General features: G+C 67.7%; 12 protein-coding genes. 7 read left to right on the plus strand and 5 right to left on the minus strand.

Annotated elements, in window-relative coordinates:
• Window positions 1-893 precede the first annotated feature (893 nt).
• On the plus strand, window positions 894-2,012 hold the full coding sequence (locus QSG27_RS12830) for a M23 family metallopeptidase (RefSeq protein WP_306706699.1): 1,119 nt from the start codon (window positions 894-896) through the stop codon (window positions 2,010-2,012).
• A 22-nt stretch (window positions 2,013-2,034) separates the two neighbouring features.
• On the opposite strand, the gene QSG27_RS12835 is transcribed toward QSG27_RS12830, so the two are convergent.
• The 5 genes from QSG27_RS12835 to QSG27_RS12855 all read right to left on the minus strand — a co-directional run bounded on the left by QSG27_RS12835 (window position 2,035) and on the right by QSG27_RS12855 (window position 7,359).
• A complete protein-coding gene (locus QSG27_RS12835) occupies window positions 2,035-2,211 on the minus strand; it encodes a hypothetical protein (RefSeq protein ID WP_306706701.1) in 177 nt (58 codons plus the stop codon).
• A gap of 64 nt (window positions 2,212-2,275) precedes the next feature.
• Window positions 2,276-3,286: a lipid II:glycine glycyltransferase FemX gene (locus tag QSG27_RS12840; protein ID WP_306706703.1), complete on the minus strand. Its 1,011-nt coding sequence runs from the start codon at window positions 3,284-3,286 to the stop codon at window positions 2,276-2,278.
• A gap of 16 nt (window positions 3,287-3,302) precedes the next feature.
• A complete protein-coding gene (motA, locus tag QSG27_RS12845; protein ID WP_306706705.1) occupies window positions 3,303-4,163 on the minus strand; it encodes a flagellar motor stator protein MotA in 861 nt (286 codons plus the stop codon).
• A 284-nt stretch (window positions 4,164-4,447) separates the two neighbouring features.
• A complete protein-coding gene (locus tag QSG27_RS12850; protein WP_306706745.1) occupies window positions 4,448-6,313 on the minus strand; it encodes a phosphoenolpyruvate carboxykinase (GTP) in 1,866 nt (621 codons plus the stop codon).
• Between the two features lie 290 nt (window positions 6,314-6,603).
• A complete protein-coding gene (locus tag QSG27_RS12855; RefSeq protein WP_306706707.1) occupies window positions 6,604-7,359 on the minus strand; it encodes a HugZ family pyridoxamine 5'-phosphate oxidase in 756 nt (251 codons plus the stop codon).
• Window positions 7,360-7,726: 367 nt separating this feature from the next.
• On the opposite strand from QSG27_RS12855, the gene QSG27_RS12860 reads away from it, so the two are divergent.
• The 6 genes from QSG27_RS12860 to QSG27_RS12885 all read left to right on the plus strand — a co-directional run bounded on the left by QSG27_RS12860 (window position 7,727) and on the right by QSG27_RS12885 (window position 12,826).
• Window positions 7,727-8,422 carry a response regulator transcription factor gene (locus tag QSG27_RS12860; RefSeq protein WP_306706709.1) on the plus strand — a complete coding sequence of 232 codons (696 nt, stop codon included), beginning with the start codon at window positions 7,727-7,729 and terminating at the stop codon, window positions 8,420-8,422.
• The gene (locus QSG27_RS12865; RefSeq protein WP_306706711.1) at window positions 8,394-10,151 is read left to right on the plus strand and encodes a stimulus-sensing domain-containing protein; all 1,758 of its coding nucleotides are present in this window, start codon (window positions 8,394-8,396) and stop codon (window positions 10,149-10,151) included. Before QSG27_RS12860 ends, QSG27_RS12865 begins: the two co-directional genes overlap by 29 nt.
• Before the next feature lie 167 nt (window positions 10,152-10,318).
• The gene (locus QSG27_RS12870; RefSeq protein ID WP_306706713.1) at window positions 10,319-10,753 is read left to right on the plus strand and encodes a hypothetical protein; all 435 of its coding nucleotides are present in this window, start codon (window positions 10,319-10,321) and stop codon (window positions 10,751-10,753) included.
• A gap of 136 nt (window positions 10,754-10,889) precedes the next feature.
• On the plus strand, window positions 10,890-11,381 hold the full coding sequence (locus tag QSG27_RS12875) for an HPr kinase/phosphorylase (RefSeq protein WP_306706715.1): 492 nt from the start codon (window positions 10,890-10,892) through the stop codon (window positions 11,379-11,381).
• Complete coding sequence (gene rapZ, locus QSG27_RS12880) at window positions 11,378-12,313, plus strand: RNase adapter RapZ (protein WP_306706717.1); 936 nt, start codon at window positions 11,378-11,380, stop codon at window positions 12,311-12,313. The genes QSG27_RS12875 and rapZ overlap by 4 nt, the downstream gene beginning before the upstream one ends.
• A gap of 111 nt (window positions 12,314-12,424) precedes the next feature.
• Window positions 12,425-12,826 carry a PTS sugar transporter subunit IIA gene (locus QSG27_RS12885; protein WP_306706719.1) on the plus strand — a complete coding sequence of 134 codons (402 nt, stop codon included), beginning with the start codon at window positions 12,425-12,427 and terminating at the stop codon, window positions 12,824-12,826.
• Window positions 12,827-12,831 lie beyond the last annotated feature (5 nt).

The raw sequence follows: 12,831 nt of genomic DNA on the forward strand, positions 1-12,831 counted from the left end.
AAGCTTTCGAAACTGAAGTCTCTTACTGCTTGACCGAGATGCTCAAGCGACCCGCGATGCCGGTCCCCTCCGGAACCGACCCGCGGCCAACGGTCCATGCCGCCGCCTGCGCATCCCTTCTCACAACACGGTATCAACGATGTCAATGATCCCGCGGCCCTGAAGGACCGCAACACCCCGCGCCCGACCCCTTTCAGAGGAGTGGGCCGCCAGGGCCAGTACCGATGTGGTTGAAACCTGGAGACGAACAACACAGCGCCGACTGCTCAGCGCCGTTCTTGACTGTCTTTCGATTTTTAACCCGTCGCTGTCGCCCTTGTCGGCGGCACCGCGTCGGTGGAGCGGTTTATAGGCGTCCCCCCTCGATCGGCGCAAGCGCTTTTTTGCGTTTGCATGAAAAATTCTTCACGGATCGACTTATCACCGAAGTCCAAGCTGGAATCGGTGTATGTCCCACCCCTCCAACGAACCGGGCGCCCGCAATAGCAAAGCCCCGGTCCGGGAGGACGGCCTGCCGTGCCCAACCGATTGCCGCATCAGCCCTATCGGGTTGACAGTGACAAAAAGGGTGCGCATGGTCGCTTATAGAAGGTGGTAGCTCCTTGGGCGGCACGACAGGCCGTCCCTGCAACGGTCCGAAACGTGTGAGGAAGCATAGGAGGATGACGGTGCGTTCGAGGCTCGGTGGCCTTCCCACGCTCGCCCTGATTGCCGCTGGTCTGGCGGGGCTCCTCTCCCACACGGCCACACAGCCCGCTTACGCGGCGGGTGGGCGTACGGCTCCGCCGGAGCGGGCCGCCAAGGATACGAACAAAGGCACGAGCGAGGAGGACGACAACCGGTCTCCGTCCGCGCAGCGTCACATCCTCTCGGTCGGCCGCGGCGACACTCTGATGGACATGCTGACCGGGGCTGACGTCCCGGCGGACGAGGCGACCAACGCCATCGCGGCGCTCCGCAAGGTCTACGACCCGCGCAAGCTCCAGGTCGGCCAGCAGGTCACCGTCCTGTTCGAGCCGCGCCGCGGCGGCACCAAGCGTTTCGTCGGGCTGGAGTTTCTCCCGGACGTGGTGCGCTCCGTCTCCGTGTCCCGCAAGGGCGACGCCGACTTCACCTCCAGCGAATCGGAGAAGGCGGTCACCCGCCTGCCGGTCGCCGCCCAGACGGTGATCCGGTCGAGCCTGTTCGAGGCGGGCAGCGCCGCGGGCGTGCCGGTTTCGGTGATGATGGCGCTGATCCGCGACTATTCCTATGACGTGGACTTTCAGCGCGACCTTCAACCGGGCGACCGGTTCGAGGTCCTTTACGAGCGTCTGGTCACCGCCGACGGCAAGAACGCCGGAGAGGGCGACGTGCTCTACGCCGCCCTTGTCCTGAGCGGCAAGGAATACCCGATCTACCGGCACAAGAGCCGGGATGGCCGGATCGACTATTACAACCGCGACGGGGAAAGCATCCGCCGCGCTCTGCTGCGCACGCCGATCGACGGCGCCCGCATCACGTCGGGTTTCGGCATGCGCCATCACCCGATCCTGGGCTTCAGCAAGATGCACAAGGGCATGGACTTCGGCGCGCCGACCGGTACGCCGATCTATGCCGCCGGCGGCGGTGTGGTCGAGGAGGTCGGGCCGAACGGAGCCTACGGCAACTACATCCGCATCCGCCACAACACCCAGATCGCCACGGCCTATGCCCATCTGAGCCGTATCGCCAAGAGCACGCGCCGGGGCGCCCGCGTGGATCAGGGCGACATCATCGGCTATGTCGGCACGACCGGACGGTCCACCGGCCCGCACCTGCATTACGAGGTGCTGAAGGGCGGCCAGCAGATCAACCCGAAGAGCATCGACCTGCCCACCGGCGACAAGCTGGAAGGCCGCGAGTTGCAAGCCTTCGAACAGACGGTGCGTTCGCTGGAGAAGACCTTCGAACAGGCGCGCAGCGGCCTTCAGCTCGCCCGCACCCCGGGTTCGCACGACGACAAGGGCTGCACGAAGGCGACCACCTGCTGAGGGAGCGCCTTGCGCCGGCGTTCTACTCCTGGTGAAGAAAACGGCGGATGGCGTCGGCGAGAATCTGAATGCCCTTCTCGTCGTCGTCCGCCATCTTGCGGAGACGGTCGCGCATGGCCTGGACCTGCGGCTTCATCTGGGCCGCCTTGGCAATGGCCAGTTGCGCCTCTTCCGGTTTCATGACGTCGTCGTCGGCCATGGCATGCTCCCTCAACTCACGGTCAGGATGAGACAGTCGGCTCCGTGTTTCAACGGTCCCTCTCTCAACGATAAAGGCCGACGCTCTCCACTGCCTGCCCGCCGGTTCCCAGCTTGAACTCCGTGACGCCCGGCGCGCTGTCCGGGTTGATGCCGCCCAGATCGAGCCAGCCCACGCCACGCGCCTTGAGCGCCAGCGCCGCCCGCCACAACACCAGCCGCATCGCTCCGCTCTTGCGCCCCGAATCGCTGGACCAGCCGATCTGGTAGGTGGCCGAGCCGCCATGGATGTAGAAGAGAGCGCTCGCCGCCGGCTTGGCATCCTTGGAACGGGCATCGTTGGAACGGCCTTCCAGTGCGGCGGCCATCAGCACCCCGTCGCCCTTCCCGGCCCCGCCCTTCACCAGAGCGTTGCGGATGCGCACGGCCAGCGCGCCGGTCATCGGGCGGAACTGCTTGGTCAGGGCCTGCTCATGCTCCTGCTTCATCAGCCAGGGCAGGTTCTTGGCCTCCCAGTCCAGGTCGATGACCAGACCGGCCTTCTCCGCCCCCTTCAGCCGCTGGCGCCAATCACGGGCCATCGCAGCGCGCAGTTCCTCCTCGCCGCGGGAGAGATCCAGCCAGACCGTCCGGTAACCGGGGCCGAAGCGGCGGAAGCCGCAGCGGCGCAGCATCCCGTCCGCCTCGGGACCGGCGGCGAGTTCTGGAAGCAGGCTGGCGCGGTTCAGGGGATTGTCGGGACAGGCCCGGCGCAGCAGACGGAAAGCCGCCTCCTGGGTCGCCAGGTCCGGCTCCACCCCGTCGAGCCACAGGGGGCCGCGGTGGATCTGGCGCTGGTGGAACAGACGGAACATCCGGCGTTCCAGAAGCTGCACGAGGCCGATGGGCGCGCCGTCCCGCCGGATCAGGCCGAGCCGCGGCACGAAGCCGTGGGTGCGCCCCATGGCGCCGGCGTAGGCGAAGCACTGCGGCAGGGTGGAGCGGGGAATGCGGGCGAAGAAGGACGCCCACTCCCCCACCGTCCCTTCGTTCCACAGGATGGTGACGGCACCTTCGGACGGGATGGGAGACGGCATGGGACGGGGTCCGGCGTCAGGCGGGCGGCAGAGCCGAGGTGGCCTCTTCGAGCTGTGCGAAGCTCGGCCTGTATTCGGGTTCCAGCACGTTTCGCGAGTATTCCACGGAGATGGCCGGTGCGTAGCCGGACAGATGCGCGATCAGACCGATCTTCATCGCCTGATAGTATTTGCCTTCGGCGTGATAGATGTTCTTCAGGCCGCTGGCGATGGGCGCCAGGAAGCCGTACGCCACGAGAATGCCGGTGAAGGTGCCGACCAGCGCGCCGCCGATCAGCTTGCCCAGAACCTCCGGCGGCTCGGTGATCGACCCCATGGTGTGAATCACGCCCAGCACCGCCGCCACGATGCCCAGCGCCGGCACGGCGTCCGCGACCGCCTGGATGGCGTCGGCGATCCGCTGGTGCTCGTGGTGCATGGTCTCGATATCCTCGTCCATCAAATCCACCAGCTCGTGCGGGTTGTCGGCGCCGAGCGACATCAGGCGGAGATAGGTACAGAGGAAGGCGATGGCGTGATGGTCACCGTAGAATTTTGGAAACTGCTGGAAAAGTGGTGAATCCTCTGGTTTCTCGATGTGTTGTTCTAGGGCGAGCAGGCCCTTGGTCTTCGCGATCTTGAAGACCTGATACATCATGGTGAGAAGTTCGAGGAAATCCTCTTTCTTGTATTTCGGCCCTTTGAACAGGTGGCCGAGTTCCTTGCCTGTGTGTGTGACGACCGCTTTTGGATTGGCGATCAGGAACGCACCGGCGGCGGAGCCCAGGATGATCATGAACTCGAAGGGCATCCACAGCACGCCCATATGGCCGCCGCCCAGCACATACCCGCCGAAGACGCTGAACACCACGACACCGAAGCCGATCATCACGAACATGTCTTCAGTCCTCCAGCGTCATTCTCAGTGTCTTGGCCGCCCTGCCCCGAGGAAAAACCGGTCATCCAGGCGTGCCTGCGTTCAGCCGGCACAGTGACGCAGCAATCCCTTGAGTTTTTGTAAACTTCTCGGCGCCGGACGCGATCCTAGCCGTGACAAAGGGTCCTGTCACGAAAGGAGTACCCGCAAAGCGTTCCGCCGATCCGGTGCGCCCGCAAAGGAAAGGGCCGCCCGAAGGCGGCCCCTCCCTTATGCACAGGATGACGCGGGAACAAGCCCGGCCGTCAGCCGATCCGCCACGTGTCCGGAGCGTTTTCCAGACGCTTCAGGAGCGCCACGCGCTGCTGTTCGATCTCGTCCGGCAGGTGGCTGCCGAAGCGGTTGAACAGCTCCTCCTGGTCCTTGGCCTCGGCCTCGGCTTCCTTCCGGTCGATGTCCATGATCTTCCGGAACTTGTCCTCGGCGAAGTCCAGCCCGGCCCAGTTCAGGTCCTGGTAGCGGGGCATGTAGCCGAACGGGCTTTCCGCCGGCTCCGCCGCACGGCCGCGGACGCGGTCGACGATCCAGCGCAGGACGCGCATGTTGTCGCCGAAGCCCGGCCAGACGAACTTGCCGTTCTCGTCCTTGCGGAACCAGTTGACGCGGTAGATGCGCGGCAGGTTCTCCACCTTGCCTTCCATCGCCAGCCAATGATTCCAATAGTCGGCCATGTTGTAGCCGCAGAAGGGCAGCATGGCGAAGGGGTCGCGGCGGATGGCGGCCTGCCCAACGGCGGCGGCGGTCGCCTCCGAGCCCATGGTCGCGGCCCAGTACACGCCCTCACGCCAGTTGTAGGACTCGAACACCAGCGGGAAGGTCTTGGACAGGCGGCCGCCGAAGATGAAGGCGGAGATCGGAACGCCCGCGGGGTCTTCCCAGGCCGGATCGATCGACGGGCACTGGTCCGCCGGGGCGGTGAAGCGCGAGTTCGGGTGCGCGGCGGGACGGCCCGAAGCCGGGGTCCAGTCGTTGCCCTGCCAGTCGATCAGGTGCGCCGGCGGCTCGTCGGTCAGACCCTCCCACCACACGTCGCCATCGTCGGTCAGCGCGACGTTGGTGAAGATGACGTTGGCGTGCAGCGTCTTCAGCGCGTTCGGGTTCGACTTCAGGCTGGTGCCCGGCGCCACGCCGAAGAAGCCGGCCTCCGGGTTGATGGCGCGCAGCGTGCCGTCCGGCTGCGGCTTCACCCAGGCGATGTCGTCGCCGATGGTGCGGACCTTCCAACCTTCGAATTCCGCCGGGGGAACCAGCATGGCGAAGTTGGTCTTGCCGCAGGCCGACGGGAAGGCGGCGCCGACATAGGTCTTCTCGCCCTCCGGGCTTTCGACGCCCAGAATCAGCATGTGCTCGGCCAGCCAGCCCTGCTCGCGGCCCATGGAGGAGGCGATGCGCAGCGCGAAGCACTTCTTGCCGAGCAGGGCGTTGCCGCCGTAGCCCGAGCCGAAGGAGACGATCGAGTGATCGGCGGGGAAATGGACGATGTACTTGTGCTCGGCGTTGCAGGGCCAGGCCACGTCCTTCTGGCCGGGCTCCAGCGGCGCGCCGATGGAGTGCAGGCAGGGCACGAAATCGCCGTCGCCCAGGATGTCCAGCACCTTCTGGCCCATGCGGGTCATCAGGCGCATGTTCACCGCGACATAGGGGCTGTCGGAGAGCTGCACGCCGATGTGCGCGATGTCGGAGCCCAGCGGACCCATGCTGAAGGGCACCACATACAGGGTGCGGCCGCGCATGCAGCCGTCGAACAGCCCGTCCAGCTTCGCCTTCATCTCCGCCGGAGCGACCCAGTTGTTGGTCGGGCCGGCGTCTTCCTTACGCTCGGAGCAGATGAAGGTCCGGTCCTCGACGCGCGCGACGTCGCCCGGATCGGAGCGGCAGAGGAAGGAGTTCGGGCGCTTGGCCTCGTTCAGCTTGATGAAGGTGCCCGATTCCACCATCTCGGCGCACAGGCGGTCGTATTCCTCCTGCGATCCGTCACACCAGTGAACCCGCTCGGGCTTGCATTTGTTCGCGATCTCCTCGACCCAAGCCAGGAGCTTCTTGTTCCGCGTGCGCGTCGTTCCGGTCATCCTTTGCCTCTCACTCGTCTCCGGGTCCGCCGCCCCGTTCAGTCGGGGTCCGGCGCCCGGAGGTCCAGACGGCTGGCCTTTTCGGCCCTTGTCGAAAGCCGTCGTCGTTCGGTAGCGGTGTCTTTCCGCCGGCTCACACCACCGCAGCCCGGCCCGAAGGCCGGACCGCGGTCATCCCGACACGCCCCCCGGGCGCGTCCGATGTCCTGACTGGCAAGAGAGGGGTGGCCCCAAGGCCACAAACCCAAAACGGCAACGGGTCGGTCCGTTATGGTCCACTGACGTTTTCTCCTGGTTGCGCTTTTTGCGCGCCGCTTGCCGCGGCGTCGGGGTTAGCCGTCACGATCGTTCGAGTCACTTTCGCCATCGGCCACGCCGGGTGCGCTCCGGCGGGCCTGCCGGGCGAGCCCGGCGAGAGTGACCCTAGCGTCTTCGGGGTTTTCCACGCTGTGATCGAAATCAACCCGCGCCATTTCGCCGCTGCGGCGCAGGTCGCAGCCGTCGGGGTCGATGCCGGTCATGATCCAGTCTTCAGCGCCTTCGGGGCGGCGTTTGGCCAGAACCGTGGCGTAAAGCCGCAAGGCGTCGGCGTGGTCGGCGTTCATGTGGCTCAGGATGGCGGCCTCGGCCCCGGCCAGCGCGGCGGGAACGCCGGGCAGCAGAAGATCGGCCCGGTCGAGCCATGCCACCCGCCCGAATCCGGCCACCAGATGGGCGCGCTTCACCGACACGGCGTAGATGCCGAAATCGCCGAACCCGGCGTAGAGCGCGGCACCGGGATGGCGCGCCAGGAAACGGGCGCGGTGGCGCGGTTCGTCGGAGCGCTCCGCCCGCCCGAGAACGGACAGTCGCGGCCCGGACAGCGGTTCCGCCAGCCCCGCCGTTCCGTCGAACAGCAGGCCGACGCGCGGGTCCCGCGCGATGTTCTTCGTGTGGTCGGCAAGGGTGGAGAGAAGAAGGAGCGGCGTTCCGTCCAGATCGAAGGCCACCTGGACCAGCGAGGGATAAGGCCAGCCGCCGCACGCCGCGCCCTGACCGCCGTCCCCGCGCAGGGCGGTGGACAGTGCCGCCAGGCCAACCGCACGCATCAGGCGCCTTGCGGCACCTCCCGTTTGGCCGCCGGCGTCGGATGACTCCGCGGCGCCCGGCCCCGATGGGGTCGGACCGATGGGGGACTCGTCGGAACTCATGCCCTGAAACGAATGCGTTCTCCCGCGCGGCACCGTTTCCCCGGCGCCGCATTGGTGCCATATTGGCCCAGAAAAATAGGTTGGGAAAAGCGAAAAGTTGGCTTTTCATGCCTTTGCGCCGCCAAATCGGCGGCGTGGAGAACAGGTGAGCCCGCATTTCGAAATAAGTCGAAACCATTCTTCCGTGGTAAGCGAAGGAAACGGCCCGCCCTTCCGCGGACATTGGTGGCCGGTGCCGGAGCGTGTGATTGGGAACGCGAACGACATGTCTCACACCGTAGCGCTGGTGGACGACGACCGGAACATCCTGACCTCCGTCGCCATGGCGCTGGAGGCGGAGGGGTTCGAGGTGCGCACCTACACCGACGGCGCCGAGGCGCTGCGCGGCCTGACCCAGCGCCCGCCGGACCTTGCCGTGCTGGACATCAAGATGCCGCGGATGGACGGGCTGGAGCTGCTGCAGCGCCTGCGCCAGACCAGCCACCTGCCGGTCATCTTCCTGACCAGCAAGGACGACGAAGTGGACGAGTTGATGGGCCTGCGCATGGGCGCGGACGACTACATCAAGAAGCCCTTCTCGCAGCGCCTGCTGGTGGAGCGCATCCGCACCCTGCTGCGCCGCGAGGCGGCGACCCGCGACAAGACGGCGCCGGAGCCGGGCGTGCTGCTGACCCGCGGCCCGCTGGTCATGGACGGCGCCCGCCATGCCTGCACCTGGAAGGGCCAGCCCATCGACCTTACGGTGACCGAATTCCTTCTGGTGAGGGCGCTGGCCCAGCGCCCCGGCCATGTGAAGAGCCGCGACCAGCTCATGGACGCCGCCTATGGCGAGAACGTCTATGTGGACGACCGCACCATCGACAGCCACATCAAGCGGCTCCGCAAGAAGTTCAAGGCCATCGATTCCGACTTTGCGCAGATCGAAACGCTCTATGGCGTCGGTTACCGATACAAGGAGTAAGGCCGGCGACCCGGACCGCGCCGTCCGCCCGCCCGTCACGCCCCGCGTGCCGGACCGGGCCACGGCCTGGCGCCGGGTGCGCGGCGTGCCGTCGCCGCTGACCCTGCGGATTCTCGCCGTCAACGTGCTGGCGCTGCTGCTGCTGGTCGGCGCCCTGCTCTATCTTGGCCGCTACCAGGACCGGCTGGTCCAGGCGGAGCTGGACGCGCTGGAGACGGAAGCGCGCATCTTCGCCTCGGCGCTTGGCGAGGGCGCCGTGCAGCGCGCCGCGGAGGAGCCCGAGCAGGGCCAGGAAAGCTACGAGCTGTCGCCGGAGCTGGGGCGCCAGATGATCCGCCGGCTGGCGCTGGCGACGGAGACGCACACCCGGCTGTACGGCCCGGACGGGCGGCTGCTGTCGGACAGCCGGGTGCTGACCGGCTCCCCCGGCCGGATCGAGATCCAGGAGCTGCCGCTGCCGCCGTCCGGGGACCCGGTGTCCCGCGCGGTCAACGAGTTCTACGCCCGCTTCATCGACGTCGTGCCGAGCCGGGAGAACCTGCCGCTCTACCGCGAGCCACCGGGCCACGCCGCCGAGTCGGACTCCCCCCCGCCGGTCAACGTCGAGCGCGCCCTGGCCGGGGAGAACAGCGCGACGGTGTGGCGTCTGGCCTCGCCGGTCGCCCGCTCCAACCTGCTGCTGACGGTCGCCGTGCCGGTCCAGCGCTACAAGGAGGTGCTGGGGGCGGTGCTGCTGTCGCGCAGCGGCACGGTGATCGACGAGGCCATCCGGTCCGTCCGCACCGACATCCTGCGCGTCTTCGCGGTGGCGCTGCTGGTCACGGTGCTGATGTCCCTCTATCTGGCCGGCACCATCGCCCGGCCCATCCGCAAGCTGGCCCAGGCCGCCGACCGGCTGCGCACCGGCCATGGCCGCCACACGGAAATCCCCGACTTCACCGGACGCGGCGACGAGATCGGCGAGCTGTCCGGCGTGCTGCGCGACATGACGGCGGCGCTGTGGGCGCGCATGGACGCCATCGAGCGCTTCGCCGCCGACGTCGCCCACGAGATCAAGAACCCGCTGACCTCGCTGCGCAGCGCCGTGGAAACGGTCAGCCGCATCCAGGACCCGGCCCGCCGCGACAAGCTGATGGCGATCATCGCCGACGACGTGCAGCGGCTGGACCGGCTCATCAGCGACATCTCCAACGCCTCGCGCCTGGACGCGGAACTGTCCCGCGCCGCCCTGGAGCCGGTGGACATCGGCGCGATGCTCAGCACGCTGGCGGACATCCACCGCACCACCGCGGAGGACGACATGGAGGACGGGGCGGAGACGCCTCCCCAGGTCGTCATCGAGCCGCCGCGGGGCGGGTCCCTGACCGTGAAGGGGCTGGAAGGACGGCTGACCCAGGTGTTCCAGAACCTGATCGCCAACGCCCTTTCCTTCTCGCCGCCCGGCGGGCAGGTCCGGCTGGCGGCCCGGCGCACGCCGGACGGTGCGGTGGAGGTGACGGTCAGCGACGACGGCCCCGGCATTCCCGAAGGCAAGGAGGAGGCGATCTTCGAACGCTTCTACACCGAGCGGCCCGCGGGGGAGAAGTTCGGCACCCATTCCGGGCTCGGCCTGTCGATTTCCAAGCAGATCGTGGAGGCCCACGGCGGCACCATCCGGGCCGCCAACCGCCCCGGCTCCGGCGGCGAGACGGCGGGCGCCGTGTTCACCGTACGGTTGCCCCGGCCCTGAGACCGTTCCGCGTGGCCGCTCCGCAGAGCGGATGCGGCATAGTTGCAATTAGAGAAAAGATGTATGGACAAAGTCGTGGGGGCGGCGGATGCTCAACCCTGGTCACTCCCGCGCCCGCGACGGCTGGCCTTTCGACAACCGGACGTCACCAACCGGAAGAGGGGGCCATGTCCGACACCAAGCCGATCGCGCCGCGCCAGAGCACCGAAGCCGTCGCGGTTTCGGCCAAGGTCATCGATTTCCGCCGCTACCGGCTGGCCCGCCTCATCAACGACGCCAGCGTCCAGCAGGGTGAACTGGCGCGGATGATGCGCGCGTCGGCCAACGAGCGGACCCAACTGGCGGTTGCGCTCCAGGGCGCCCAGCGGCATCTGGCGACCATCGCCGACAGCTACACCCACCTGCTGACCCGGCTGGCCCGCGAGAAGGATTTCCGCACCGCCTGCCAGGAGGCGGCGGAACTGGACGATCTGGACGAGATGATCCGGCGGCGCGACGCGCTGGCGCGCGAGTTGGCGGACATCCGCCGCACCGCCCGGCCCGACCTGCGGATCGGCCTGGCTGCCGGCGGCCTGACCGTGGGAAGCGACGCCAACGGCTGAGATCCCCGGCCGGCCGGCGGAAACCGCGCGCCAAAGGCGGCGGCAGCGGCGCATTCGGAGCCTCTCGGGCGCGGAAAGAGCGCATTCTCGGCATCCCATTGACAGAACCGGCGGCACGCCTCACCTTCGCGGGATCATGGTAACGATTCACGGCACCTGCGTCCTGGTCGGCGCATGGAATGGCGGCAATGGTGACGGCGGCAACCGGGGAGAAACGCCCGTCGGCGTGCTGCTGCGGGGACCGTCGGGAAGTGGCAAATCCGATCTGGCCTTGCGGATGATCGACGCGGGAGCGCTGTTGGTTGCGGACGACCGGGTGGAGCTTCGCGTGGACCAGGGCCGCCTGATGGCAAGGGCGCCGGCGGCGCTGGCCGGCCTGCTGGAGGTGCGGGGCGTCGGCATCATGCCCATCCCCGCCGCCGCGGAGGCCGAGGTCGGGCTGGTCGTCGATCTCGTGCCGCGCGACGCCGTGGAACGCCTGCCCGGCGAGGACGCCGCCGACCTTCTCGACCAGGCGGTGCCCCGCCTCGCCCTCTGTCCCTTCGACGCCTCGACGCCGGCCAAGCTGAAGCTGGCCGCGGCCGCCGCGCGGGACGGCTCACTGGGAAAGGTACCGGACCTGCCATGACCCCTCCCCGTTCCCCTTCGCCCTCTCCCGACGACCGGATTCCGGAACCGCCCGCGGGCCAGCGCGGCCAGCTCGTGCTCGTCACCGGCATGTCCGGGGCCGGCATGTCCATCGCGCTGAAGGCGCTGGAGGATCTGGGTTACGAGGCGGTGGACAACCTGCGCCTCTCGCTGGTGCCGGCGCTTCTGGAGCAGGCCGATCCGCGCAAGCGCCCGCTGGCCCTGGTCATCGACAGCCGCACCCGCGACTTTTCCGCCCACGCCATGCTGGAGGAGGTCGAGGAGCTGAAGGCGCATGCCGAGCTGGACGTGCGCCTGGTCTTCCTGGATTGCGGGGACGAGACGCTGCAGCGCCGCTTCACCGAGACGCGCCGCCGTCACCCGCTGGCCATCGACCGCCCGGTGCCGGACGGCATCCAGTTGGAACGCGCCATGCTGTTCCCGCTGAAGCAGCAGGCCGACGTGACCATCGACACCACGCAATTGTCGATCCACGACCTGCGCCGCATCCTGGCCGGCAATTTCCAGATCGGGACCCAGGCGGCGCTTCAGGTCTTCGTCACCTCCTTTTCCTTCCGGTTGGGGTTGCCTCGCGAGGCGGACCTCGTGTTCGACGTACGCTTCCTGACGAATCCCCATTATGATCCGGAACTGCGCCCGCTGACGGGATTGGACCCCCGCGTGGCGGCGCGGGTGGAGGGCGACCCGGATTTCGCCGAATTCTTCCGTCATCTGACGGACCTGTTGCAGCCGCTTCTGCCGCGCTACAACCAGGAGGGCAAGAGCTACCTGACCATCGCGGTCGGCTGCACGGGCGGCAAGCACCGGTCCGTGTTCGTCGCCGAACGGCTGTCCGCGTGGCTGGGCGGGCTGGGGCTGAAGGTCGGGCTCAGCCATCGGGAGTTGGAACGGCAGGCCCCACGGGCCGGCTGACCACCGGCCAGGGAGCAGGCCGGGTCCGGATTGGTCCGGATAAGGGATCGTTCATAAGTGCCGCAATAAGAATGTGGCTTCGGGGGAGGCTCCAGAATTGAAGGATGTCCCATGATCGGTATGGTTCTGGTAACCCACGGGCGCCTCGCGGAAGAGTTCATCGCCGCGCTGGAGCATGTGGTGGGTAAGCAGCAGCAGGTGCGGGCCGTGTGCATCGGCCCAGACGACGACATGGAGCAGCGCCGTCAGGACATTCTGAACTCCGTTGCCGACGTGGACGACGGGTCCGGCGTCGTGGTGCTGACCGACATGTTCGGCGGAACGCCGTCCAACCTCGCCATTTCCATCATGGACAAGGCGAAGGTGGAGGTGATCGCCGGCGTGAACCTGCCGATGCTCATCAAGCTGGCCAGCGTGCGGCGCCAGGAGACGCTGACCCACGCCGTGGCCGCCGCGCGGGAGGCCGGGCAGAAATACATCAACGTCGCTTCCTCCCTGCTGTCGGACGGGTAACCCGC

The organism is Azospirillum isscasi, from assembly GCF_030849505.1.
Taxonomy (GTDB): Bacteria; Pseudomonadota; Alphaproteobacteria; order Azospirillales; family Azospirillaceae; genus Azospirillum; species Azospirillum isscasi.

Coding starts and splice junctions, on each gene's coding strand:
- QSG27_RS12830 (WP_306706699.1), top strand. CDS start 894: ATGGACATGCTGACCGGGGCTGACGTCCCGGCGGACGAGGCGACCAAC.
- QSG27_RS12835 (WP_306706701.1), bottom strand. CDS start 2,211: ATGGCCGACGACGACGTCATGAAACCGGAAGAGGCGCAACTGGCCATT.
- QSG27_RS12840 (WP_306706703.1), bottom strand. CDS start 3,286: ATGCCGTCTCCCATCCCGTCCGAAGGTGCCGTCACCATCCTGTGGAAC.
- motA (WP_306706705.1), bottom strand. CDS start 4,163: ATGTTCGTGATGATCGGCTTCGGTGTCGTGGTGTTCAGCGTCTTCGGC.
- QSG27_RS12855 (WP_306706707.1), bottom strand. CDS start 7,359: ATGCGTGCGGTTGGCCTGGCGGCACTGTCCACCGCCCTGCGCGGGGAC.
- QSG27_RS12860 (WP_306706709.1), top strand. CDS start 7,727: ATGTCTCACACCGTAGCGCTGGTGGACGACGACCGGAACATCCTGACC.
- QSG27_RS12865 (WP_306706711.1), top strand. CDS start 8,394: ATGGCGTCGGTTACCGATACAAGGAGTAAGGCCGGCGACCCGGACCGC.
- QSG27_RS12870 (WP_306706713.1), top strand. CDS start 10,319: ATGTCCGACACCAAGCCGATCGCGCCGCGCCAGAGCACCGAAGCCGTC.
- QSG27_RS12875 (WP_306706715.1), top strand. CDS start 10,890: ATGGTAACGATTCACGGCACCTGCGTCCTGGTCGGCGCATGGAATGGC.
- rapZ (WP_306706717.1), top strand. CDS start 11,378: ATGACCCCTCCCCGTTCCCCTTCGCCCTCTCCCGACGACCGGATTCCG.
- QSG27_RS12885 (WP_306706719.1), top strand. CDS start 12,425: ATGATCGGTATGGTTCTGGTAACCCACGGGCGCCTCGCGGAAGAGTTC.